General features: G+C 71.7%; 22 protein-coding genes. 9 read left to right on the plus strand and 13 right to left on the minus strand.

What is annotated here, in order from left to right:
• Positions 1-822: an LOG family protein gene (locus Air01nite_RS29575; protein WP_203706624.1), complete on the minus strand. Its 822-nt coding sequence runs from the start codon at positions 820-822 to the stop codon at positions 1-3.
• Between the two features lie 219 nt (positions 823-1,041).
• Here Air01nite_RS29575 and Air01nite_RS29580 point away from each other — a divergent pair, with 219 nt between their 5' ends.
• A complete protein-coding gene (locus Air01nite_RS29580; protein WP_203706625.1) occupies positions 1,042-1,203 on the plus strand; it encodes a hypothetical protein in 162 nt (53 codons plus the stop codon).
• Here the strand turns inward: Air01nite_RS29580 and dapE are convergent.
• Positions 1,200-2,270: a succinyl-diaminopimelate desuccinylase gene (gene dapE / locus Air01nite_RS29585; protein ID WP_203706626.1), complete on the minus strand. Its 1,071-nt coding sequence runs from the start codon at positions 2,268-2,270 to the stop codon at positions 1,200-1,202. The genes Air01nite_RS29580 and dapE overlap by 4 nt on opposite strands.
• 24 nt (positions 2,271-2,294) lie before the next feature.
• Between dapE and dapD the strand changes: the two genes are divergently transcribed.
• Entirely contained in the window at positions 2,295-3,245 is a 951-nt protein-coding gene (dapD, locus tag Air01nite_RS29590; protein WP_203706627.1) for a 2,3,4,5-tetrahydropyridine-2,6-dicarboxylate N-succinyltransferase, read from the plus strand.
• A 14-nt stretch (positions 3,246-3,259) separates the two neighbouring features.
• Here the strand turns inward: dapD and Air01nite_RS29595 are convergent, their stop codons facing one another.
• Complete coding sequence (locus tag Air01nite_RS29595; RefSeq protein ID WP_203706662.1) at positions 3,260-3,868, minus strand: nucleoside/nucleotide kinase family protein; 609 nt, start codon at positions 3,866-3,868, stop codon at positions 3,260-3,262.
• A gap of 114 nt (positions 3,869-3,982) precedes the next feature.
• On the opposite strand from Air01nite_RS29595, the gene Air01nite_RS29600 reads away from it, so the two are divergent.
• A complete protein-coding gene (locus Air01nite_RS29600; protein WP_203706628.1) occupies positions 3,983-4,303 on the plus strand; it encodes a nitroreductase/quinone reductase family protein in 321 nt (106 codons plus the stop codon).
• Positions 4,300-4,938, plus strand: a complete 639-nt coding sequence (locus tag Air01nite_RS29605; protein ID WP_203706629.1) for a DNA-3-methyladenine glycosylase family protein — start codon at positions 4,300-4,302, stop codon at positions 4,936-4,938. The genes Air01nite_RS29600 and Air01nite_RS29605 overlap by 4 nt, the downstream gene beginning before the upstream one ends.
• Here the strand turns inward: Air01nite_RS29605 and Air01nite_RS29610 are convergent.
• From Air01nite_RS29610 to fdxA, 3 genes are read right to left on the minus strand one after another with little or no spacing between them, the layout of a single operon-like run.
• On the minus strand, positions 4,921-5,565 hold the full coding sequence (locus Air01nite_RS29610; protein ID WP_203706630.1) for an SIMPL domain-containing protein: 645 nt from the start codon (positions 5,563-5,565) through the stop codon (positions 4,921-4,923). The two genes, Air01nite_RS29605 and Air01nite_RS29610, sit on opposite strands and share 18 nt — an antisense overlap.
• Complete coding sequence (gene dapC, locus Air01nite_RS29615; protein ID WP_275408316.1) at positions 5,558-6,661, minus strand: succinyldiaminopimelate transaminase; 1,104 nt, start codon at positions 6,659-6,661, stop codon at positions 5,558-5,560. Before dapC ends, Air01nite_RS29610 begins: the two co-directional genes overlap by 8 nt.
• Before the next feature lie 5 nt (positions 6,662-6,666).
• Positions 6,667-6,993 (minus strand): ferredoxin, encoded by a 327-nt coding sequence (gene fdxA / locus Air01nite_RS29620; protein WP_239091056.1) that lies wholly within the window; start codon positions 6,991-6,993, stop codon positions 6,667-6,669.
• A gap of 81 nt (positions 6,994-7,074) precedes the next feature.
• Between fdxA and Air01nite_RS29625 the strand changes: the two genes are divergently transcribed.
• Complete coding sequence (locus Air01nite_RS29625) at positions 7,075-8,046, plus strand: GNAT family N-acetyltransferase (protein WP_203706632.1); 972 nt, start codon at positions 7,075-7,077, stop codon at positions 8,044-8,046.
• Here the strand turns inward: Air01nite_RS29625 and Air01nite_RS29630 are convergent.
• From Air01nite_RS29630 to mshB, 4 genes are all read right to left on the minus strand, one after another.
• Positions 8,015-8,479, minus strand: a complete 465-nt coding sequence (locus Air01nite_RS29630; protein ID WP_203706633.1) for a hypothetical protein — start codon at positions 8,477-8,479, stop codon at positions 8,015-8,017. The genes Air01nite_RS29625 and Air01nite_RS29630 overlap by 32 nt on opposite strands.
• Positions 8,480-8,520: 41 nt before the next feature.
• Positions 8,521-10,410: a VanW family protein gene (locus tag Air01nite_RS29635; RefSeq protein WP_203706634.1), complete on the minus strand. Its 1,890-nt coding sequence runs from the start codon at positions 10,408-10,410 to the stop codon at positions 8,521-8,523.
• A 114-nt stretch (positions 10,411-10,524) separates the two neighbouring features.
• Positions 10,525-11,001 carry a hypothetical protein gene (locus tag Air01nite_RS29640; RefSeq protein ID WP_203706635.1) on the minus strand — a complete coding sequence of 159 codons (477 nt, stop codon included), beginning with the start codon at positions 10,999-11,001 and terminating at the stop codon, positions 10,525-10,527.
• Positions 11,002-11,006: 5 nt separating this feature from the next.
• The gene (gene mshB / locus Air01nite_RS29645) at positions 11,007-11,900 is read right to left on the minus strand and encodes an N-acetyl-1-D-myo-inositol-2-amino-2-deoxy-alpha-D-glucopyranoside deacetylase (RefSeq protein ID WP_203706636.1); all 894 of its coding nucleotides are present in this window, start codon (positions 11,898-11,900) and stop codon (positions 11,007-11,009) included.
• 77 nt (positions 11,901-11,977) lie between these two features.
• On the opposite strand from mshB, the gene Air01nite_RS29650 reads away from it, so the two are divergent.
• Both Air01nite_RS29650 and Air01nite_RS29655 read left to right on the plus strand, forming a co-directional pair.
• A complete protein-coding gene (locus tag Air01nite_RS29650; RefSeq protein WP_203706637.1) occupies positions 11,978-13,978 on the plus strand; it encodes a S9 family peptidase in 2,001 nt (666 codons plus the stop codon).
• A 3-nt stretch (positions 13,979-13,981) separates the two neighbouring features.
• On the plus strand, positions 13,982-14,791 hold the full coding sequence (locus tag Air01nite_RS29655; protein ID WP_203706638.1) for an Fpg/Nei family DNA glycosylase: 810 nt from the start codon (positions 13,982-13,984) through the stop codon (positions 14,789-14,791).
• A gap of 18 nt (positions 14,792-14,809) precedes the next feature.
• Here Air01nite_RS29655 and Air01nite_RS29660 read toward each other — a convergent pair whose 3' ends face one another.
• From Air01nite_RS29660 to Air01nite_RS29670, 3 genes are all read right to left on the minus strand, one after another.
• A complete protein-coding gene (locus Air01nite_RS29660) occupies positions 14,810-16,573 on the minus strand; it encodes an ABC transporter substrate-binding protein (RefSeq protein ID WP_203706639.1) in 1,764 nt (587 codons plus the stop codon).
• 126 nt (positions 16,574-16,699) lie between these two features.
• On the minus strand, positions 16,700-17,695 hold the full coding sequence (locus Air01nite_RS29665) for an ABC transporter permease (protein ID WP_203706640.1): 996 nt from the start codon (positions 17,693-17,695) through the stop codon (positions 16,700-16,702).
• A 12-nt stretch (positions 17,696-17,707) separates the two neighbouring features.
• Positions 17,708-18,727, minus strand: a complete 1,020-nt coding sequence (locus Air01nite_RS29670; RefSeq protein WP_203706641.1) for an ABC transporter permease — start codon at positions 18,725-18,727, stop codon at positions 17,708-17,710.
• 204 nt (positions 18,728-18,931) lie between these two features.
• Between Air01nite_RS29670 and Air01nite_RS29675 the strand changes: the two genes are divergently transcribed.
• A complete protein-coding gene (locus Air01nite_RS29675; RefSeq protein WP_203706642.1) occupies positions 18,932-20,359 on the plus strand; it encodes a TldD/PmbA family protein in 1,428 nt (475 codons plus the stop codon).
• The gene (locus Air01nite_RS29680) at positions 20,359-21,741 is read left to right on the plus strand and encodes a TldD/PmbA family protein (protein WP_203706643.1); all 1,383 of its coding nucleotides are present in this window, start codon (positions 20,359-20,361) and stop codon (positions 21,739-21,741) included. The genes Air01nite_RS29675 and Air01nite_RS29680 overlap by 1 nt, the downstream gene beginning before the upstream one ends.

Below are 21,741 nucleotides of genomic sequence, written 5' to 3' on the forward strand. Positions count from 1 at the left end.
TCAGTCGTCGGCGCCGCGCCGGGCGGCCGCCGCCTCGTGGAGGGCCTCCTGCTCGGCGGCCAGTGCCGCGTCGGCGTCCACGATGTAGCGGACCGCCGCGTCCACGTCGTCGGTGACGAGGACCAGGTCGAGGTCGGACTCGCCGATCTTCCCGTCGGCCACCAGCGTCGTGCGCATCCATTCCAGCAGGCCGCGCCAGTACGCCTCGCCCATCAGCACCACCGGGAACCGGGTGACCTTCCCGGTCTGCACCAGCGTCAGCGCCTCGAACAGCTCGTCCATCGTGCCGAAGCCGCCCGGCAGCACGACGAACGCCTGCGCGTACTTCACGAACATGGTCTTCCGCGCGAAGAAGTACCGGAAGTCGATGCCCATGTCGACCCAGTCGTTGATGCCCTGCTCGAACGGCAACTCGATGCCCAACCCGACGGAGAGCCCGCCGGCCTCGGTCGCGCCGCGGTTGGCCGCCTCCATCACGCCCGGCCCGCCGCCCGTGATCACCGCGTAGCCGGCCCGGGCCAGCCCCGCGCCGACCTGCTCGGCCATCACGCATTCCTCGCTCTGTGGTTTGCTCCGGGCCGAGCCGAAAACGCTGACCGCCGGCGGCAGGTCGGCGAGGGTGTCGAAACCCTCGACGAACTCCGAAAGGATGCGCAAAGCGCGCCAGGCGTCCTTGGTCTTCCAGTCGGCCCGTGTACGCGAGTCCAGCAGCCGCTGGTCCGCGGTGCTGATCGGGATCGCGTCCCGGCGCAGCGTGACCGCGCCGCGGTGGCGCTCGGGTCCGCGTAGCCGGTCGTGGTTGCGGCCGTTTCCGTGGGTCATGGTCACCACGGTAGCCAAATCGGGACCCCGCGCAGAGTTGCGGCCCGCACTCAGATTCCCACCGGACGATTAGGCCATCCGGCCAACAATCCACCGGAACAAGAAATTAACCCGGATGTAGCCGCAACCGAAATCACTTGTGCGGCGTCTTATCTTTCGAATACCGGGTATGCAGGCACGCCCGGCACTGCCGGGCACCTTGGGGGGAGGAGAGCCACGATGACCCGCTTCGACCAGATCCGCCAGCGCCGTGAAATGCACCGCCGCATCCGTGCGGTCGTGGCCGAGCGCCGGCTCGGCCGCATCGCCCCGATCGCCGACGAGGACGACGAGCCCACCGTCGAGCTCCACCCCGATGACGCGGTGCCCACCGGTTCCTAGGTCGCGAGCCAGCGGTGCAGGGTCGCCGCGCCCTGCCTGATCAACGGGATCTCCACCCGCTCGTCGACCGCGTGCGCCACGTTGGGGTCGCCCGGGCCGAAGTTGAGCGCCGGGATGCCCATCGCCGCGAATCGTGACACGTCCGTCCAGCCCAGCTTGCCGATCGGGTCGGCGCCGACCGCCGCGACGAACTCCTGCGCGGGTGCCGCGCCGAGGCCCGGCAGGGCGCCTGGAGCGGCGTCGACCAGCGTCACCTCGTACCCGTCGAAAAGCTCGCGGAGGTGGGCCTCCGCCTGCTCGACCGACCGGTCCGGCGCGAACCGGTAGTTGATCTCGATCTCGCAGCGGTCCGGGATCACGTTGCCCGCGATGCCGCCGTTGATCCGCACCGCGTTGAGGCCCTCGCGGTAGGCGCAGCCGTCGATCACCACCTGGCGGGCCTCGTAGGCGGCCAGCCGGTCGAGCACGCCGGCCGCCGCGTGGATCGCGTTGACACCCCGCCACGACCGGGCCGAGTGCGCCCGCTTGCCGCTGGTGCTGACGAGCACCCGCATGGTGCCCTGGCATCCCGCCTCGACCACGCCGTGGGTCGGCTCCAGCAGCACCGCGAAGTCGGCGGCGAGCCAATCCGGGTGGCTCTTGGAGACGAGGTTGAGGCCGTTGTAGACGGAGTCGATCTCCTCGGCCTCGTAGAAGAAGTACGTCACGTCGTAGCGCGGCTCCGGCAGCGCGACCGCCAACTGGAGGGCGAGCGCGACGCCGGACTTCATGTCGGACGTGCCGCAGCCGTACATGATCTCGCCGTCGACCCGGGCCGGCAGGTTGTCGGCGATCGGCACGGTGTCGAGGTGGCCGGCGAGCACCACCCGCTGCGCCCGGCCCAGCTCGGTGCGGGCCATGACCGTGTTGCCCAGCCGCTCGACCCGCAGGTGTGGCACCGCCCGCAGGACCTGCTCCACGCAGTCCGTGATGTCCTTCTCGTGCAGCGACACCGACTCGATGTCGACCAGCACGCGGGTCAGCTCGACCGGGTCCGACAACACGGCGGGGGTAAGCGGGTTGGTCATAGCTCGCACGCTACCGTCATAACTGTGACGAGCGAGCAGCCTGCCTGGGGAATCGGCCTGTCGACCAGCACCGCGGAAGGCCAGGTGCTCGACGCCTGGTTCCCGGCGGAGAACCTCGGGCTCGGCGCCCGCCCGGCCGGGGAACCAGCCGCCCTGCTCGGCGCCGCGGCCGGCGCCGTCGGCGAGCGCGCCCTGCCCGGCCTGCGCAGCGAGATCGTGGTCGTGGAGATCGGCTCGCTGGCCGACCCGATCAAGGACGCCGCCGACGCGTACCTGCGGCTGCACCTGCTCTCCCACCGCATCGTCCGGCCCAACGAGCTGAACCTCGACGGGATCTTCGGGATGCTGGCCAACGTCGCCTGGACCTCGGCCGGCCCGTGCCCGCCGGACCGGGTCGACGAGCTGCGGGTCCGCGAGCGGCTGGCCGGGCGACAGCTCACGGTGCACGGGATCGACAAGTTCCCCCGCATGATCGACTACGTGGTGCCCTCCGGGGTCCGGATCGCCGACGCCGACCGGGTGCGGCTCGGCGCGCACCTGGCCAGCGGCACCACCGTCATGCACGAGGGCTTCGTCAACTTCAACGCCGGCACGCTGGGCACGTCGATGGTCGAGGGCCGGATCGTGGCCGGCGTGGTGGTCGGTGACGGCTCCGACATCGGCGGCGGCGCCTCGATCCTCGGCACGCTCTCCGGCGGCGGCAAGGACAAACTGCGCATCGGCGAGCGCTGCCTGCTCGGCGCGAACGCGGGCATCGGCATCTCGCTCGGCGACGACTGCGTGGTCGAGGCCGGCTGCTACATCACCGCCGGCTCCAAGATCACGCTGCCGGACGGCCGGGTGGTCAAGGCCCGCGAGCTGGCCGGCGTCGACAACCTGCTGTTCTGGCGCAACTCGGTGACCGGCGCCCTCGAGGCGAAGCCCCGCTCGGGCAAGGGCATCGAGCTCAACGCGGCGCTGCACGCCAACGACTAGGCCGAGGGCCTGTCCTAGACGAGGCGGACCACCAGGTCGGCGCGCGAGCGGGTCGTCGCGATCAGCTCGGCGTTGACCTGGTCGCTGCCGAACGAGCGCGCCTTCGCCTCGGCCTGGCTGCGGCCGTAGGCCATGTGCCGGGCAACCAGCCGGCGCAGCCGCTCCTCCTCGTCGAGGTCGAGATACCAGACCTCGTCGAGCAGCAAGCGTACGCCCGACCACGGCTCCTCAGGGACCAGCAGGTAGTTGCCCTCGGTCACGACCAGCCGCACCTCCGGCGGCACCGGGATGGACCCCGCGACCGGCTCCTCGATCTCCCGGTGGAACGCCGGCGCGTAGACGGTCTCCGGTCCCCCGGCGGCCAGCCGGCCGAGTATCGAGGCGTAGCCGGCCGCGTCGAACGTGTCGATCGCGCCCTTGCGGTCGTGCCGGCCGAGCCGGTGCAGCTCGGCCTCGGCCAGGTGGTAGCCGTCCATCGGGACCAGCACCGCGGACGGCCCGACGGCCTCGACGATCCGCTCGGCCAAGGTCGACTTGCCCGCACCGGGTGGCCCGACGATCCCCAGCAGCCGGCGCGGCCCGAGGTCGGCCAGCGCGGCCGCCCGGGCCGCCAGCACATCCATGGGGTACGTGGTCACGCGAGGAACTATCGCATGCTCCTTACCTGGCGGCCGGGATGCGTGATCGGACCCTGGCTGGCTGGTCCCCCGCCTACCGTGGTGAGCAGGGGGTGTGCGATGGCACAGGAATCGACGGAAATCGAGATCACCACCATCGGCCGGCGGAGCGGGCGGAACCACTCGCACCCGGTGTGGTTCGTCCGCGAGGGCAAGTCGACGTTTCTGCTGCCGATCACCGGCCATGGCAGCCAGTGGTACCGAAACCTGGAGAACAACCCGACGATCAAGCTCGGCTCCGCCTCGGCGAAGGCCAGGCTGATCACCGACCAGAAGCGGGTCGCCCAGGTGTTCGACGAGTTCGCCAGCAAGTACGGCGCGGACGACATGCGCCGGTTCTACCCGCGGGTCGAGGTGGCGGTGGAGGTGCGGGACTCTTGACGGTCGGCCTCGCCGAGGCGACCGACCGGGTGGCGGCGGTCGACCCGGCCCTGGCCGACGTGATCCGCCGGGCCGGGCCGATCCACCACCGCAAACGGGACCCCGACGGGCCGTTCGGCGCGCTCGTCCGGGCGATCACGTTCCAGCAGCTCTCCGGGCGGTCCGCGATCGCCATCCACGGCCGGCTGCGGGCGTCGGTCGACGGACCGCTCACCCCGGAGGCGCTGCTGGCGCTCTCCGACGCGCAGATGCGGGCGGCGGGGCTGTCGGGTGCGAAGACGGCCGCGCTGCGCGACCTGGCCACCAAGGTCCTCGACGGCACCGTCGTGCTCAAGGCGGGCGCCCGGATGCCGGACGACGAGATCATGGGGCGGCTGGTCACCGTGCGCGGCATCGGGCCCTGGACCGCCGAGATGTTCCTGATCTTCGAGCTGCGCCGGCTCGACGTGTGGCCCGTCGACGACCTCGGCGTGCGCCAGGGCTTCACGCAGATCTGGCAGCGGGACGAGGTGCCGACGCCCAAGCAGTTGGAGCCGGAGGGCGAGCGGTTCCGCCCGTACCGGACGGTGCTGGCCCGCTACTGCTGGGCCGCGACCGCCCTGGAACCCGGCGACACCTCAGTCGACCTGCGATAACACCGTGGGCGTGCTGATCGTGAACCGCGCCTCGATCGCGGCGTGGACGCTCTGCACCTGGGGGTCCAGGTCGACGCTCGGCATGCTGAGCGCGGCGTCGCGCTCCATGCCGGCGCGCGCGAACATCGGCTGGGGCCGCATCCCCGCGTCGGCGACCTCGACCAGCGCGGTGATCCGGGCGCCCAGCGCGGCGGCGTAGTCGCGGGCCACCGCGATCGCGTCGTCGATCGCGGCCCGGCGCACCTCGCGCTGGGCCGGGCTGTCGGGCCGCAGCTCCCACCACGGCCCGGCCACCGACGTCTGCTCCTGGTCGGCGAGCCGCAGCATCAGCTCGCCCAGCGTGGCGAAGTCGGCCAGCGTGACCGTGGTGGTCACGCTGCCCACGTAGGCGGCGACCTTCTCGCCCGACCGCTTGTGCTCGGGGAAGACCTGGAGGTTGCCGGACTCCCGGCGCTCGACCGAGTAGCTGTCGATCACCGCCCGGGTCTGCTCCGCCCGCTCGGAGAGCCGGCGCAGCGCGGTCGGCCGGTCCTTGTCGCGCGCGGTGACCGTGACAGCGAACCGGGCGATCTCGGGCGGCACCTCGCGCACCGCCTCGCCGCGCACCGCGACGACGGGGTCAGCCATCCACTGAGGATAGGCGCTCGGCGGCCGCGGCGATGCGTTCGTCGGTCGCCGTGAGGGCGAACCGGACGTGCCGTTCGCCGGTGGGACCGTAGAACGCGCCGGGCGCGACCAGGATGCCGAGCCGGGCCAGGTGCTCCACCGTGGACCAGCAGTCCTCGTCGCGGGAGGCCCACAGGTAGAGGCCCGCCTCCGAGTGGGAGACCGCGAAGCCGGCCTTCTCCAGCGCCTCGCGGAGCACGCCGCGCCGGGCGGCGTACCGGGTGCGCTGCTCGGTCGCGGAGGTCTCGTCGTCGAGGGCGGCCACCATCGCGGCCTGCACCGGGTCGGGAACGATCAGGCCGGCGTGCTTGCGCACCGCCAACAGCTCCCGGACCAGCGCCGGGTCGCCGGCGACGAAGCCGGCCCGGTAGCCCGCGAGGTTGGACCGCTTCGACAGCGAGTGCACGGCGAGCAGGCCGTCCAGCGAGCCGCCGTTGACCGACGGCGACAGGATCGACGTCGGCTCGACCTCCCAGCCCAGCGTCAGGTAGCACTCGTCGCTGGCGACCACCGCGCCCCGCTCGCGCGCCCAGTCGACCACCTTGCGCAGGTGGGCCGGCGGCAGCACGCGGCCGCTCGGGTTGGCGGGCGAGTTGACCCAGATCAGCTTGACGTCCGTCGCCGGGCCCAGGGAGACCAGCGAGTCCGCGCGCATCACCTTCGCGCCGGCCAGCCGGGCACCGACCTCGTAGGTCGGGTAGCAGACCGGCGGGATCACGACCACGTCACCCGCGCCGAGGCCGAGCTGCGCCGGCAGGCCGGCGACCAGCTCCTTGGAGCCGATCGTCGGCAGGACGCCGATCTCCTCGAAGGTGGCACCGCAGGCGCGGGCCACCCACCGCCGGACCGCCGAGCGCAGCTCGGGCGTGCCGGCGGTCAGCGGGTAACCGGGTGCGTCGGCCGCCGCGACGAGCGCAGCGCGGATCGCGGCGGGCACCGGGTCGACCGGCGTGCCGATCGACAGGTCGACGATGCCGTCCGGGTGCCCCGCCGCGACCGCCTTGGCGGGCTCGAGCAGGTCCCACGGGAAGTCCGGCAGGGTTGCCGACACCCGCACGCCGGTCAGTGCTCCGCTTCGCGCGGCGGTTGTGCGGCGACCACGGCGTGGTCCTTCTCGATCTTGCCGACCTTGGACGCGCCACCGGGCGAACCGAGATCCTCGAAGAACTCGTAGTTCGCGGTGGTGTAGTCCTTCCACTGCTCCGGGACGTCGTCTTCGTAGAAGATCGCCTCGACCGGGCAGACCGGTTCACAGGCCCCGCAGTCGACGCACTCATCGGGGTGGATGTAGAGCATCCGGTTGCCCTCGTAGATGCAGTCGACGGGGCACTCCTCGATGCACGCCTTGTCGAGCACATCGACGCACGGCTCCGCGATGATGTAGGTCACGGGTTTCTCTCCTCCGCAAGCCACGCCGCGATCACCCGCGGCGGTCAAGAGCCTAGTATCTCGCGTGGAGGGGGGTCGATCGTGCTCCGACGGCAGGATGTAGGACACCGTGTGGTGATCCGGCGGATTGTCGGTGTTCGTAACGGTCGCACGCTCTATTCCGACGCGCTGGGCGAGCTGGTCGCGGTGGACGAGACAAAGCTCACGGTCGCCACGACGAAAGGCACGATCGTCGTGCCCCTGTCGGAGGTGCACCGGGCCAAGCGGGTGCCGCCGCAGCGCCGCCCGACCGCCGCGGACGTGATCGCGCTGGAGCTGGCCGCCGACGCGGCCTGGCCCGCGCCCACCCGCGGCCGGCTGGGCGACTGGCTGCTGCGCAGCGCCGACGGGTGGACGGGGCGGGCCAACTCGGCGCTGCCGATCGGCGACCCCGACCGGCCGCTGGAGGCGGCGATCGACGCGATCGAGGCCTGGTACGCCCAGCACGGGCAGCCGGCCATGGTCAACACGCCGTTGCCGCTGGCGGCGCCGGTCGGCGCGGCCCTGGACGCCCGCGGCTGGACCGCCCGCCCGCTGGTCCTGGTGCAGACCGCCCCGCTGCCGCCGCTGACCGCCGACGCCCCGGGCGTGTCGCTGACGAAGACACCCGGCGACGACTGGCTGGCGATCTACGAGGCGCGCAAGAAGAGCCTCCCGCCCGCCGCGCGGCACGTGCTCAGCGCGCCGCCCGAGGTGCGGTTCGCCGGCGTGTACGACGGCGACACGCTGATCGCCGCGGGCCGGGGTGCCGTCGTCGGCGAGCAGAACCGCTGGCTGCACCTCGGGTCGATCGAGGTGGTCCCGGCCTACCGCCGCACGGGCCTGGCCCGCGCGGTCACCGCGGCGCTCGCCAACTGGGGCGCCGAGCTAGGGGCGACCGGCGCGTTCCTGCAGGTCGAGGAGCGCAACACGGCCGCGGTCGCGCTCTACGGCGGGCTGGGCTTCACCACCCACCACAGCTATCTGACCCGCGAACAGCCGCTCAGCGGCGGACGACCCGACGCGGCTTGCTGAGCTTGGCCTTCGAGTAGGCCGCGAGCTGGCGCGACCGGTAGTCCTTGGCGAGCACGACGAGCAGCAGGTAGCCCACGAGGAAGCCGCCGGCACTGAACCCGGCGTAGAGCCAGATCTGGGCGAAGAACTCCCCCGCACCGCCGCCGACCGGGTTGGCGCCGAACACCGCCGGCCCGAGCAGCACCGTGGCCAGGCAGGCGACCAGCACCGCACCGGCCATGTCGGCCAGCAGCACGCCGACGGGCCGGTCACGCCCCCAGCGGAACGCGACGATCGCGAGCGTCAGCGCGACGACCCCGAAGAAGATCAGCGACACGCGGTCCTGCATGTCCGTGTCGTCGCCGTACGCGAAGTTCGCGACCCCCCGGGCAACCAGGTTGATCGCGAACAGCGCGCCGGCCAGTGCACCGATCCGCAGCCAGCGGTTTTTCAATTCACGCCTCCTCCGCGCGGTCCTGCCGCGTTAGTCGGCGCTCATCGCCCCCAGCCGCCGTAGCTCGACTGCGGCGTGACCGGCGCGACCGGCTCGTCGGTCGGCTGCTGCTCCGGCTGGCTGCCGGGCGCGGCGGTCGTGGCCTGATCGGTCGTGGCCGGGTCGGCGGCCTTGGGCTTTTCGCACGTGTAACGCGGTTCAGCATCGTAACGCCAGCTGAACTTCTCGCGCTGCACCTCTTTGCCGTCCTTGGTGATGACCCGGTAGGCGTCCTGCGTGAAGCCGTCGCTGCCGGTGGTCGCGATGCACTCCGGGCCGGCCGGCAGACTCTTGCTCTCCGGCTTGGTCACGTCGTGCTTCGGCGCCCATTCGGTCTTGACGCTGTCGTAGACCTTCGTGCTCCACATCGACACCGTGATCGAGTCATTGGTGTACGACGTGTCGATGACCATCCCGTACGGCGTGGTGTTCTGGAACTTCAGGTCCAGGTTCGGCCAGAAGATCGTCGACTCGATCACCGACGGGTAGCGCGAGATGTAGAAGGAGTGCGGCTTGTGCTCCACGTCCTTGAGGCCCGCGTAGTAGCTCGCGTTGAACAGCGTGGTGGTGAACTGCGAGATGCCGCCACCCACGGCCGGCACGAGCTTGTTGTTGTCGATCACCGGCGCGTCGACGTAGCCCTGCTCGTAGCCGCGCCAGCCGGTGTAGCCGTTCAGGGAGAACGTCTCGCCGGGCTTCACGACCGCGCCGTCGACCTTCTTGGCCACGGTCACGATGTTCTTGACCCGCGGCTCGTTCAGCCCGCCGGTGAACTTCGTGGTGAAGGTCGAGACCTTCTCCTTGACGCCCAGCTTCTGCAGGTTGGCGTCGGCGACGAAGGGCTGTGCCGGGCTCAGCACGGCGTCGACCGTGCGCGGGCCCTGCTTCGGCAGCACGCCGAGCACGTCGGTGGCCAGCTTGTTGCCGTCCACGTACTCGCCGCCGGCCTCGCTGACCAGCACCTGCTGGGTGGCGCCCTCACCCTTGACCGCCGACGGCGGTGACGACTCGATCTTGGAAATCGCGGAACCCATGGCGGTACGCAGCGCGGCCGGGTCGACCGACGGCGTGACGGTGCCGTCCGCGGCACCGCTGATCTTCAGGCTCTTGGCGATCATGTCGGGCGTGATGGTCACGTCGCCCTTGGCGGAGTGCACCGTCACCGGGGCCGACACGGCCGGCTTGGCCAGCGAGTCCATCAGCGCGTCGACCGCGGCGCGGCCCTTGGCGTTGTCGACGTCGACCAGCGGCACCGACACGCTGGCGGCGCCGGGCTGACCCGGGCTCGGCACGGTGCCACCGGCGGCGACACCCGCGGCGGAGATCGCGTTGACCCAGCCGGTCTTCACGGCGTCGGTGGCCTTGGGCAGGTCGACGCCCTTACCCGGCGTCGGGTAGGTGATCTTGGGGGTGACGCCGTCGAAGGTGATCGAGCCGGGGGTGGCGGCGTTGCCCGTCGCCTGCTGCACCGTGGGGCGCAGGGCGGCGTCGAGCTTGCTGGCGTCGAGGGTGACCTTCGGCGCGACGGTGTGGCCGCCCCACAGGTGCGGGCCGCCGCTCGCGGCGTCCGCGACGGTGGCGTCCACGTCCACGGCCAGGCCGATCTGGTCGGGGGTGACCTCGGCGTCGGCGGACTTCGCGGAGTCGCCGGTGACGTGCACCGTGATCGGCTTGTCCAGCGCCGGCTTGCCGTCGAGCCCGGCGTGCAGCCGGGAGACGGCGGCCGAGCGGCTCAGACCGCCGATGTCGATGCCGAGCACGGAGGTGCCGCGGGGGACGTCACCCTTGTACGCGAAACCGGCGAGGACACCGACGACGATCAGCAGCAGGGCGAGGAGGGCGCCGCCGACGGCGAACCGGCGGCGCTTCGTGCTCCGGGGGGCGGTCTGCATCGAATACCTTAAGTCCGGATTTATGTGGACCGCACCGACTGTAACGAACAGATCTCGGAACCGACACCCAGCGTGGCGGCCCTCACCCGGCGGCCAAGCGCCGCAGCGAGGGGCTCAGTAGAGCGTTTTCGCAGGTGGAGAAGACACAAGGCGGATGCCGACGATGGTCCAGCCCAGCGAGCCGAGACCGATCATCGCCCATCCCACCCAGTTATTGGCTGCGATCAGGTAGTCACCCTCTGTAGTCCGACCGGCGGCCAGAAGGGTGATCAGAAGCCAGATGAGGGCGGCCGGGAGGACGACCCACTTGCGCCGGGTGGACCGGTAGGCGAACCAGCCGACGAACAGGTTGCCGACGAGCGCCAGCACGGCCGACACGCCGATCAGCTGCCCGCCGACCCGCACGCTGATCAGCAGCAGCTCGAGGACGGCCGTGAGCACCGAGAGCAGCAGCGTGATCACCACGCCGGCGATGGTCAGCAGGACCGCCACCGCGCCGCGGTCGCGGCTGCGCCTGGGCTCGGGCGCGGAGGCCGCCGGGGGCTCGGGCGACTCCGGCGGCGGCGGGACGTGGTCGGTGGGGCTGGACACGCTGCTCACCTGGTTCCGGCCTCCGCCGGCTCGGGGTCGCCGGTGGCGAGGCCCGCGAACAGGTCGGTCTCCCAGCCGTTGGGTCCGCCGCCCGGGCCGCGCTCACCGGCCGCGAGCGTGTAGTACTCGACGCCCATGAACTCGCTGCCGAAGTCGCCGGCCAGCGCGTACAGCCAGGAGGAGTCGGGGATCTGGGTCGCGTGCGCCTTGAGCGCGGCGACCTTGGCCTCGTGCAGGTCGGTCGCGTCGATCCGGGCGGCGATGTCGCTGTCGGCGTTGCCGAACGGGAAGTCGTCGACGCTCTCGACGCCCTCGAAGGGGTTGCCCACGGAGTCGGCGAACGCGTGCAGGCCCGCCTCCAGCACGCTCTTGGGCAGCGCGGTCCAGTAGATCTTCGCGGGCCCGACGCCCTCGGCCCGGGCCAGCTCGGCCGCCCGCATCGCCACGCGGTGGGCCTGGATGTGGTCGGGATGCCCGTAGAAGCCGTGCTCGTCGTAGGTGATCATGACCTGCGGCCGGGTCTCCCGCATCACCTCGACCAGGTAGCCGGCGGCCACGTCGAGGTCGGCCCGCCAGAACGACCGCGGGTGCTGGTTGGTGTCGAGGCCCATCATCCCGGAGTCGCGGAAGCGGCCCGCACCGCCGAGGAAGCGCACGTCGCTGACGCCCAGCGCGGCGCAGGCGGCCCGCAGCTCGGCGATCCGGTAGCCGCCGAGCTGGTCGGCCTCCGCGGCGGCGAGCCGGGCCAGCTCGGGGACGTAGATCTCGCCCTCCTCGCCGAGGGTGCAGGTCACCAGCGTGACCTGTGCGCCCTGCGCCGCGTAGTGCGCCATCGTCGCGCCGGTGCTGATCGACTCGTCGTCCGGATGGGCGTGCACCAGCAGTAGTCGTCGAGCCACCGGGCCACTCTACGCGCGTCTCCGGCGGCCTCCCGGAACGACTCTCACCAGCCCCTTAGACCCCATACGATCCGGATGTGGAGTTTCCCGAGCTGGCCGCGCGGACTCACCTGTTCACTCGCGGCGCGCCGCACGAGGTCACCGTCGCCGCCGACGGCTCGCGGGCGCTGTTCCTGCGCTCCGCCGGCCCGGAAGATCCCACCGACTCGCTCTGGGCGCTCGACCTGCCCGCCGGTGGCGAGGCGACCGAGCGGCTGGTCGCCGAGGGACCGATCGACGCGTACGCGGCCGACCCGCTCGCCCGCGTCGCGGCGCTGGTCACGGACGGGCGGCTGCGCACGGTCGACGTGCGCACCGGCGCGGTCACCGAGGTCACGACGGACGGGCCCGTCACGGATGCCCGCCCGGACCCGACCGGCACCCGGATCGCCTACCTGAGCCCGTCCGGCGAGCTCCGGGTGATCAACCCGGGCGGCGCCGACGTGCTGCTGGCCGGCGAGGGCACCCACGTGAGCTGGGGACGCGCCGAGGAGGTCGCCGCGCGCGACTTCGACCGGCGCCGCGGCTACTGGTGGTCGCCGGACGGCCAGACCCTGCTCGCCACCCGGGTCGACGACGCCCGGGTGGCCCGCACCGAGATCGGCGAGCCACCGGTCACCGTGGCCCGCCCCCGGGCCGGCGGCACCAACGCGGAGGTCAGCCTGCACCTGCTCGACCTCGACGGCGGTTGGGTCGACGTGCACTGGGACCGCGAGACCTATCCCTACCTGGTCGCCGTCGACTGGGTCGAGGGTGGCCCACTGATCACCGTGCTGCGCCGGATGCAGCAGCACGGCCTCGTGCTCGCGGTCGACCCGCGCACGGGCGAGACCCAGGTGCACGCCGAGCTGGCCGACCCGCGCTGGGTCGAGCCGGTCGCCGGCACGCCCTGCCACCTGCCCGACGGCCGGGTGCTGGTGGGCGGCGAGCTGGCCCACGACGGTTACGACGCGCGGTGCCTGTTCGCCGACGGCACCCTGCTCACCCCGCCCTCGCTCTACCTGCGCCGGGTGGTCGGCCGGATGCCCGGCCCGGGCGGCTCGCCCGACCTGCTGGTCGAGGCCAGCGACGGCGAACCGAGCGAACAACATCTTTTCCGGGTACGCACGGCGATCGGCGGCGGCGGAGTCGAGTCCCGCCGGCTGACCACGGCGCCCGGCTGGCACACCGGCGCCGTCGGCGGCGACGTGCTGGTGATCGGCGCACGCTCGCTCGACCACACCGGCACCCGCTGGACGATCTGGCAGGGCGACACCCAGGTGGCGAAGCTCGAGCTGAAGTCGGCCGAGCCGCCGGTGACGCCGCGACCGACCCTGGAGCGGGTCACCGACCGGCGACTGCCGGCCGCGGTGGTCTACCCGGCCGGCCACGTCGCCGGGCGCCGGCTGCCGGTGCTGCTCGACATCGACGGCGGCCCCGGGCGCCAGGAGGTGCGCGCCGAGCGGTCCGCCTGGATCGAGCGGCAGTGGTGGGCCGACAACGGCTTCGCGGTGGTCACGGTCGACAACCGGGGCACGCCCGGCGTCGCGCCGTCGTTCGAGAAGGTGGTGCACCGCCGGCTCGCCGACGTGATGCTCAGCGACCAGGCCGACGCGCTCGCCGCGCTCAGCGGCAAGCACCCCGACCTGGACCTGGCCCGGGTCGCCGTGCGCGGCCGGCGGTTCGGCGGCTGGCTGGCCGCGCTGGCGGTGCTCCGCCGGCCGGAGACGTTCCGGTCCGCGGTCGCCGAGGGCCCGATCGTCGACTGGGCGCAGTGCGGCACGGCCTACGCCGAGCGCTACCTGGGTCAGCCGGTCGACGGTCCGGAGATCTACGCGCACCACTCGCTGCTGGAGCTGGCCGCCGAGCCGGTGCCGCCACGGTCGACCGTGCGCCCGCTGCTGATCGTCGCGGATCCCGCGGACCTGGAGGAGGCCGCGGAGGTCGCCCGCCTCTCGACCGAGCTGACCCGGACCAACCGCCCGCACGAGCTGCTCCGCGAGACGGACCCGGCCCGCCGGCTCCCCGCCGAGCTCGACTTTCTGCGTCGTAGCGTCTGAGGAGTGCCCGAACTACCTGAGGTCGAGAACGCCCGTGCCGTCATCGCCCGGGCCGCCCTGCGGCGGCGGGTCGTCGGCGTCGACGATCACGACACCTGGGTCTGCCGGCCGCATCCGCCCGGACAGATCCGGGACGCGCTGATCGACCGCGAGCTGACCGTCGCGCACCGGCGCGGCAAGAGCATGTGGTGCGAGACCTCGGAGGACGGGCCGATCCTGGGCATCCACCTCGGGATGTCCGGCAAGATCGTGGTGGCCGACCCGGACGGCGCCGAGGTCGACGGCGGCGACTACTGGGAGCGCGGCCGGGCGAAGGGCGACTACCGGTTCGCGCGCTTCGCGCTCACGTTCGCCGACGGTGGCCGGCTGATGCTGGTCGACCCGCGCCGGCTCGGCCGGATCCGGCTGGACCCGCCGATCGAGGTGCTCGGCCCGGACGCCACCGACATCACCGCGGCGCAGTTCCGGGCGGCGCTGCGGCGCGGCACCGCGCCGATCAAGGCCCGGCTGCTCGACCAGCACGCGGTCGCCGGGATCGGCAACCTGCTCGCCGACGACATCCTCTGGCGGGCCCGGGTGCACCCCGGCACGCCGGTCGACGACCTGACCCCGGACGAGGTCACCGCGCTGCTGCGGGCCACCCGGTACGCGATCCGCACCTCGGTGCGCGACGGCGGGGTGCACACCCTGCAGAGCCTGCGGCTGCGGGCCGAGGGCCGCTGCCCGCGGGACGGCACGCCGGCGGCACACGGCACCTTCGGCGGCCGGACGACCTGGTGGTGCCCACTGGAGCAGCGGGAGGGGCCCCGCTAGCGGGGCCCCTCCGTCAACTCACTGCTTGATGTAGGCGTTGTAGTAGACCATCGTGCCGATCGAGTCGGAGTGGAACACCCCGCCGACCTTGTCGCCCATGACCACGAAGGTCTTGGACTGGTAGATCGGGACGACCGGGTAGTACTTGTCGACGATGGTCTTCTCGATCGCGGACCAGTCGTCGCCCGCGTCACCGGCCGGCAGCGCCGAGGCCTTGTCGATGGCCTGGTTGACGTCGTCGCCGTTGAAGTAGGACACGTTGGAGTTGCCCTTGGGGCCGATCTTCCGGCCGTCGTACAGCACCGGGATCGTCGACGCGCCGCTCGGCCAGTCCGCGCCCCAGTTGCTGATGTAGATGTCGTACGGGTTGTCCTTCGTCCGCGCGGTCGGGTTGTGGTTCGGCTGCGCGACGTAGGAGACGACGACCTCGAAGCCCGCCTTCTCCAGGCTGTCCTTGACCACCGGCGCGGTCTGTTGGCCGAAGGCGGTGTCCCGCGACATGAAGGCCAGCTTGATCTTCTTGCCGGCGAGCAGCGTCTTGGCCTTCTCCGGGTCGCCGGCCGGGCCGCACCCGGTCGGGTCCGCGAACTCCTGGTAACCGATCGTGGTGTCGGCCTGGAGGTTGTTGGTCAGCCGGCCGGCCGCCTCGCCGCCCTGGGTCAGCAGGATGCCCTGCTTGTCGAGCGCGCAACCGATGGCCTTGCGGACGTTGAGGTCCGTGACCTTCTGGTTGTTGATCGCCAGGTACCAGACGAACAGGCTCGGGGTGTCGATCGTCCGCTCCTTGAGCGACGCGTCGCCCTGCACCTTGCTCACCAGCGACTGCGGCACGCCGTCCCAGGCGATCGCGTTGGCGTCGGCGCCGCCGGCGATCGTCCGCTCGGTCTGCGCGGCGTCGTCCGGACCCATCTCCACCTCGACGTTGTCGACGTAGTTGTGGCGGATCGGGTCGGTGTTGGGATCCCAGTTCGGGTTGCGCTCCAGGACCAGCTTGCTGTCCTTGGTGTATTCCTTGATCTTGTAGGGCCCGGACGAGAAGACCTTCCGGTCGTACTCGAGCTTCGCGTCCTTGGCCTGCGGCACCGGCGCCGAGGTGCCCATGCTCAGCGCGAACGGCAGGTCGCAGTGCGGGTTCTTGAACTCGAACTTGAGCCCGTAGTCACCGTTGACGGTCAGGCCGGGCACCGTGGTGTTGCCCGAGGTGTAGGGGCCCTTGTAGTCGGCGTTGTAGGTCGGGTTGTCGGCCAGCCACTCCTGGACGTAGGTCGGGCCGCCGTCGATGGTCTCCTCGAAGGAACGGGCGATGCCGTAGGCCACGTCCGCGGCCTTGACCTCGGAGCCGTCCTCGTACTTGACGCCCTTCTTGAGCGTGTACTCCCAGACCTTGCAGTCGCCGTTGACGTCCTTGCCCGGGTTCTCGGCCAGGTCGCCGACCAGCGTCAGCTTGCCCTTGCCGTCCTCGCGGAACTGGGTGAGGTTGCGGACCAGCAGGTGCTGCACGGCCATCGCGCCGACGGTGTAGGTGCGCTGCGGATCCATGTGCTCGAAGTCGGCCTGCTGAATGATCTTCAGCGTGCCGCCCTTGGTCGCGCCCGGCACCTCGGGCGCGGGGCCCTGCGAGTCCTTCGGATCGGTCGAGATCGCGCCGGTCTTCACGACGACCTCGTTGCCTTCCTCGGCGGACTCGCCGGTGTTCTTTGAACAGGCGGCCAGCGTCGCCGCCAGCAGCAGCGTGGCGCCGGTGGCGGCGGTCATCCGCCGCAACGTCCGTGTTGGACGCATCGGTCACTCCCTCCCTCATCCGTCGGAGGCTTGCAGGAAACCTCCGCCATCAGCCTGCTGATCGAACATTTCTTTCGGATCACGGGCGCGTGTCGGCACGGCCCACACCGACACGCGCCCGTGGGTCTATGCCAGTCGCACTCTGGGGTCGATGAACGAATAGAGGACGTCGACGACGAGGTTGGCCACGACGATGAACAACGCGGCGAGCAACACCGTCGCCATCACCAGCGGCATGTCGAGGTTGATCGCCGCGTTGAGCGATGCCTTGCCCAGCCCGGTGAAGCCGAAGATGGTCTCGGTCACCACCGTGCCGCCGAGGTAGGTGCCCAGGTCGAGACCCGCGATCGTCACGATCGGCGTGATCGCGGCGCGCAGCGCGTGTCGCCCGTACACCCGCATCTTGCTCATGCCCTTGGCCCGTGCGGTGCGCACGAAGTCCTCGGACAGGGTCTCCAGCATCTGCGCGCGGGCCAGCCGCGCGTAGCCGGCGGAGTTGATGAAGCCGAGCGCCAGCCAGGGCAGCACCATCGCGGCCGCCCATTTGAGCGGGTTCTCGGTGATCGGCACGTAGCTCGGATAGCTGAGCAGCCCCGTCTCGTACACGAAGATGATCAGCAGCAGCGGGCCGAACAGGAGGATCGGCATCGAGGCGCCGGTCAGCGAGAACCCGACCGCGCCCTTGTCGAAGATGGTGCCCCTGCGCAGCGCGGAGATCATGCCGACCGAGACGCCGATCAGCAGCCAGACCACCGCGGCGCCGAACACGATGGACAGCGTCACCGGCAACGTGCGGCCGATGACGTCGGTGACGGGCTCGTCGTTGCGGAACGAGTAGCCGAGGCACGGCGCCGGGCACTCGCGAGCCGCGTCGCCCTCGCCGAAGGTGCGGCCCTTGACGATGCCGGCCATGAAGTCCGCGTACTGCCGCACGACCGGCTTGTCGAGGCCCATCCGGCGGGCGATGCTCTCCTGCTGCTCGGCCGTGCAGGTCTTGCGGTTGCCGCACATCAGCTCGGCGGGGTTGTTCGGCGCCGCGAAGAACAGCCCGAAGGTCAGCACGCTGACCGTGAACAGCGTCGTGACCGCGAGGAGAGCCTTCTTGACGAAGAACCGGATCATCGTCGTCGTCTCCTACCGGTCGGACTTGGGGTCGAGGGCGTCCCGCAGCGAGTCGCCGAACAGGTTGAACGCGAGCACGAGCGCGAACAGCGTGATGCCGCCCGTCAGCGTGAACGCCGGGTCGTCGCGGATGTAGGTGACGCTGTCGCTGATCAGCCGGCCCAGGTCGGGTGTGGGCTCGAGGATGCCGATGCCCAGGAACGACAGGGCCGCCTCGGCGGTGATCAGCGCCGGCACGTTGAGCGAGAAGGTGACCAGGATCGGTGCCCAGAGGTTGGGCAGCAACTGCTTGAACAGGACGTGCCCGACCCGGGCGCCGGACGCGCGGGCCGCCTCGACGAACTCCCGCTCGCGCAGGGTGAGCACCTGGCCGCGGACCAGGCGCGCGCTGTAGGTCCAGTTGAACAGCACGAACACGATGACCAGCAGCATCGGTCTGAACCAGGACGCCTCCTGGTCGGTCGGGCCGTAGCGCTGCGCCACCGCGATCGGGACGAACGCGAAACAGAAGATGTAGAACGGGAACGCCAGTGTCAGGTCGGTCAGCCAGCTCAGCACCGCGTCGACCTTGCCGCCGAGGTAGCCGGCGACGATGCCGATGACCACGCCCAGCACGATGGTCAGCAGTGCGGCGGTGAGCGCGACGATCAGCGAGGTACGCATGCCGTACACGATCTGGATCAGGATGTCGCGGCCGAGCCGGGGCTGGATGCCCAGCCAGTGTTCGCCGCTGATGCCGCCGAGGTAGCCCAGCGGATTGCCGTTGCGGTCCAGCTTGTCGGTGAAGCGGTCGAGTGGTCCCTTGCCGTAGAGGCGTTCGATCAGCGGTGCGGCCAGTGCGATCAGGGCGAAGAACGCCAGCGCGATGCCGCTCGCCCAGGCGGTGCGGTCGCGCTTCAACCGGCGCCAGGCGAGCTGGCCGGGAGAACGCCCGACAATGGACTTGTCGGCGCCGGTCCCGGGTTGGTCGCCGAGGGGTTCGTCGGGCGAGGCGACCGCGAGACCGACCGGACCGGTGGCGCCATCGGTCATGGCGGTCACCCTCCTTCCGGGTCGTGCACTGTGCAGTGGACGCTTCGAACGCGAAAGGAAGTTGCATCCGACCGTTGGCGCTGAAAGTAAGCTACGGCCCTCCGCACTGTCAGCCGGGTCGGTGGTAACGACTCTGCATCGAGGACGCCGTATGCCCGGGGATGGTTCGCGGCCGCGACAGAATCGTGACTTAGGGTCGAGTGTGTGACCCATTTCGACGCGGCTGCTGCCGCTGTCCAGGCCGCTCTGGACGCCGGGGCGCGATATGCGGACGCGCGGGTGATGCACCGCCGCTCCGAGTCCATGTCGGCCCGCAACGGCGAGATCGAAGAGCTCAACCAGGACGAGGACGCCGGCGTCGGCGTGCGCGCGCTGGTCGGCTCCGGCTGGGGCTTCTACGCCCTGCCCGACATGTCGGACGCCGCCGCGCGCGCGGCCGGCACCCGCGCCGCGAAGATCGCCGCCGCGAGCGCGACCGTCCCCGGCCCGGCCACCGGGCTGGTCCCGCTGCCGCCGGCGTCCGGCTCGTGGTCGTCGCCGTGCGAGGTCGACCCGCTCGGCGTGCCGCTGACCGAGAAGGCCGACCTGATGGTCGGGCTCACCACCACGATGCGCGAGCACGGCGCCGACATCGCCGAGAGCCACTACCGCATCTGGGACACCGCCAAGTGGTTCGTCTCCAGCGAGGGCCACCGCATCGACCAGCGGTTCCGGGAGTGCGGCGGCGGCATCGCCGCGACCTCGATCGGCGAGGGCGAGTCGCAGCGCCGGTCCTATGGCAACCAGTACGGCACCCGCGGCTGGGAGCTGGTCACCGAGCTCGACCTGCCCGGCAACGCCGCGCGGGTGGCGATCGAGTCGCGCGAGCTGCTGAACGCGGCGCCGTGCCCGGCCGGCGAGACCACGCTGATCCTCGGCAGCGAGCAGATGGCGCTGCAGATCCACGAGTCGGTCGGGCACGCGATCGAGCTCGACCGGATCCTCGGTTGGGAGGCGGCGTACGCCGGCACGTCCTGGCTCGACCTCAACCAGCTCGGCTCGATGCGCTACGGCTCGGCGCTGATGAACATCGCGATCGACCCGACGATCCCGGGCGCGCTGGGCAGCTTCGGCTACGACGACGAGGGCACGCCCGCCGCCTCCCGTTACGCGGTGCACGAGGGCCTGTGGGTCGGCGTGCTGGCCGGGCGGGACTCGGCCTCGGTCGCCGGCCTCGACTACGCGGGCAGCGTGCGCGCCGACGGCTGGGCGCGGCTGCCGATGGTGCGGATGACCAACGTCGGGCTGGAGCCGGGCCCGCACACGCTCGAAGAGATCATCGCCAGCACCGACGACGGGATCTTCATGGACACCAACCGGTCCTGGTCGATCGACGACCGGCGGCTCAACTTCCAGTTCGGCTGTGAGATCGGCTGGGAGATCAAGAACGGCAGGATCGGCCGGATGTTGCGCAACCCGACCTACACCGGGATCGGCCCGACGTTCTGGCAGTCGATGGACATGCTCTCGTCGGAGGTCACCGCGTGGGGCATCCCGAACTGCGGCAAGGGCCAGCCGGGCCAGACCGGCCACACCGGCCATCCGGCGGCTCCGGCGCGGTTCACCGGCGTACGGGTGGGGGTGACGGGCTGATGTCGGCGGAGCTCGATCTCGCGGGCCGGGTCGTCGACCTGGTCCGCCGCCTGGCGGGCAGCGCCGCGCAGGCCGAGGTGCAGGCCGGCCACACCGCGCTGGCGCTGACCCGGTTCGCCAACTCCGGCATCCACCAGAACGTCGCGGACGCGACCACCTCGGTCTGGCTGCGCGTCAACCTCGACGGCCGAACGGTCGGCGGCTCGACCACCGTGGTCGACGAGGCCGGGCTCACCGCGCTGGTCGAGCGCACGATCGCCGCGGCCGCGCTGACCCCGGTCGACCCGGGCTGGCCCGGGCTCACGCCGCCGGCGCCGCTGGTCGGCGACGGCGCCTGGGACGAGGCCACCGCACAGGCCGGCCCCGAGGAGCGGGCCGCCCGGGTGCGCGCGTTCGTCGACGCGGCCGAGGGGCTGGAGACGGCCGGCTACTGCCGCACCGTGCACTGGTCCGGCGCGTTCGCCAACAGTGCCGGGCAGGCGGTGGCGGGTCGGGCGACCGAGGCGGCCATGGACGGCATCGCGCGGGTGCCCGGCGCCGACGGTGTCGCGCGGCTCGGGTCGCGCCGGCTCGCCGACATCGACGGCGTGGTGCTGGGCGGCCGGGCCGCGCTCAAGGCCCGCGCCGGCACCGACCCGGTCGAGCTGCCGCCGGGCCGCTACGAGGTCGTGCTGGAGCCCACGGCGGTGGCCGACCTGTTGGCCAACTTCGCGTTCTACGGCTTCAACGGCAAGCTGCACAACGAGCGCCAGTCGTTCGCCGAGATCGGCGCGGCGCAGTTCGACGCGGCCGTGACGATCGTCGACGACGTGACCGCCACGGCGGGCGCCGGCGTCCCGTTCGACGGTGAGGGCACGCCGAAGCGCCCGGTCACCTTCGTCGGCGACGGCATCACCACCGCCGTGGCGCACGACCGGCGGTCGGCGGCCGAGGCGGGCGCGGTTTCCACCGGGCACGCGTGGCCGGGCGGCAGCGCGTTCGGGCCGTTGGCGGCCAACCTGCGGCTGCAGCCCGACGAGGGCGCGCCGGCGGCGGCGGTCGCCGGGCCGGCCGCCGACGGGCACACCGCGGCACTGCTGTCCACGATGGAGCGCGGCCTGCTGGTCAGCGACTTCTGGTACACCCGGGTGCTCGACCCGAAGACGCTGGTGGTCACCGGGCTGACCCGCAACGGCGTGTGGCTGGTGGAAGACGGGGAGATCACGCGGCCGGTGCGCAACTTCCGGTTCACGCAGTCCTATCCGCTGGCGCTCGGGCCCGGCGCGGTGCTCGGCATCGGCGGCAACGCGATCACGCCGGCGGACAGCTGGGACATCTTCGGCTTCACCGGCCCGTCGCTGCGGCTGGCCTCGTGGAACTTCACGGGTGGCGCTTCGGGATAG

Source organism: Asanoa iriomotensis (assembly GCF_016862515.1).
Lineage (GTDB): Bacteria > Actinomycetota > Actinomycetes > Mycobacteriales > Micromonosporaceae > Asanoa > Asanoa iriomotensis.

Coding starts and splice junctions, on each gene's coding strand:
- Air01nite_RS29635 (WP_203706634.1), bottom strand. CDS start 10,410: ATGCAGACCGCCCCCCGGAGCACGAAGCGCCGCCGGTTCGCCGTCGGC.
- Air01nite_RS29660 (WP_203706639.1), bottom strand. CDS start 16,573: ATGCGTCCAACACGGACGTTGCGGCGGATGACCGCCGCCACCGGCGCC.
- Air01nite_RS29580 (WP_203706625.1), top strand. CDS start 1,042: ATGACCCGCTTCGACCAGATCCGCCAGCGCCGTGAAATGCACCGCCGC.
- Air01nite_RS29680 (WP_203706643.1), top strand. CDS start 20,359: ATGTCGGCGGAGCTCGATCTCGCGGGCCGGGTCGTCGACCTGGTCCGC.
- Air01nite_RS29600 (WP_203706628.1), top strand. CDS start 3,983: ATGGCACAGGAATCGACGGAAATCGAGATCACCACCATCGGCCGGCGG.
- dapE (WP_203706626.1), bottom strand. CDS start 2,270: ATGACCAACCCGCTTACCCCCGCCGTGTTGTCGGACCCGGTCGAGCTG.
- Air01nite_RS29575 (WP_203706624.1), bottom strand. CDS start 822: ATGACCCACGGAAACGGCCGCAACCACGACCGGCTACGCGGACCCGAG.
- Air01nite_RS29595 (WP_203706662.1), bottom strand. CDS start 3,868: ATGGATGTGCTGGCGGCCCGGGCGGCCGCGCTGGCCGACCTCGGGCCG.
- Air01nite_RS29665 (WP_203706640.1), bottom strand. CDS start 17,695: ATGATCCGGTTCTTCGTCAAGAAGGCTCTCCTCGCGGTCACGACGCTG.
- Air01nite_RS29670 (WP_203706641.1), bottom strand. CDS start 18,727: ATGACCGATGGCGCCACCGGTCCGGTCGGTCTCGCGGTCGCCTCGCCC.
- Air01nite_RS29610 (WP_203706630.1), bottom strand. CDS start 5,565: ATGGCTGACCCCGTCGTCGCGGTGCGCGGCGAGGCGGTGCGCGAGGTG.